This is a genomic window from Bacillus sp. H1a, from assembly GCF_000633475.1.
GTDB classification, from domain to species: domain Bacteria; phylum Bacillota; class Bacilli; order Bacillales; family Bacillaceae_G; genus Bacillus_A; species Bacillus_A paramycoides.
This window is the reverse complement of the sequence record NZ_AYMH01000127.1, coordinates 1-1,014: the sequence shown is the minus strand read 5'-3', so window position 1 is coordinate 1,014 and position 1,014 is coordinate 1. Positions and strand designations below refer to the sequence as shown.

The window sequence follows — 1,014 nt, the reverse complement described above, 5'->3', positions numbered from 1 at the left end:
CCTACTTGCTAAATTCAGCAAGTAAAATATTTTTAAAGTTAGCTTTCCCCATACTGTTCAAATTGACGGCCAACGTATGCTTGCCTCCAAGTGTACCCCCAACAAGAGTAATAAACCCTGGAATGCTACCTGTGTGTCCCCATATCGAGACACCGTTTGGAAGCTTAGTTTCATAGATTCCAAGACCATATCCGCTGATTTCAGCACTTCCTGTAGGAACTGTAGTAAGCATTTGTTTTAGTTGCTGTTCCTTCAGTAATTTACCACCGAGTAAGTAAGAGAAGAATTTGTTTAAGTCGTCGGCAGTAGAAATCATATCTCCAGCCGAGCTAGCTATACTTGGGTTATAATAAGTAACGTCTTTTAGCTCACTTACTCCGTCTGGTTGGACATATCCATGGGCATGCTTGGTGCCTGGAATAACGCTTGAATTGCCAGGTAGGAATGTATTCGACAATTCAAGTGGTTCAACAATCCGATTTTCAATCTCTTCCGCATAGCTGTTTCCGGTTACTTTTTCAATTAGCATACCCAGTAATACGTATCCTGTGTCTGAATAAGACCAGCCCTTTCCTGGGGCAAAGTCTGGGGGCAGAGAAAGCCCAATCTTCACTAGTTCTTCAGCGGTATATGTTTTTTTTGTATTCATCATATCAGCGTCTTTTGACTTTAAGTATTCAGCGATACCACTTGTATGGTTCAATATCTGCCGGATAGTAATCTGGTTACCATCATATCCGTTTCCTTGAATGACACCAGGCAACCATTTTTCGATGGAGTCGTCTAGATTCAGGCGGTTCTCTCCAGCTAATTGAAGTACAACCGTTGCGGTGAACGTCTTCGTCACGCTGCCGATGCGAAAGCGAAAATCTGTTTCCATTGGTTTCTTGGTTCTCAGATCCGCTACCCCGGCCGCATAACTCCACGTTTTTCCATCCTCGGAAGTTTTAGCAAGTATCCCCGGGATTCCAAATTTCAATATATCCCGCATTGCTTGCTTGACGGAATTACGAT

The 1,014-nt window shown here is 43.1% G+C and carries 1 protein-coding gene; it reads right to left on the bottom strand.

What is annotated here, in order from left to right:
- Position 1: 1 nt before the first annotated feature.
- Positions 2 to 1,014 (bottom strand): serine hydrolase domain-containing protein (locus U860_RS0130455; RefSeq protein WP_025151425.1); only part of this gene is annotated, 1,013 nt, incomplete at its 5' end.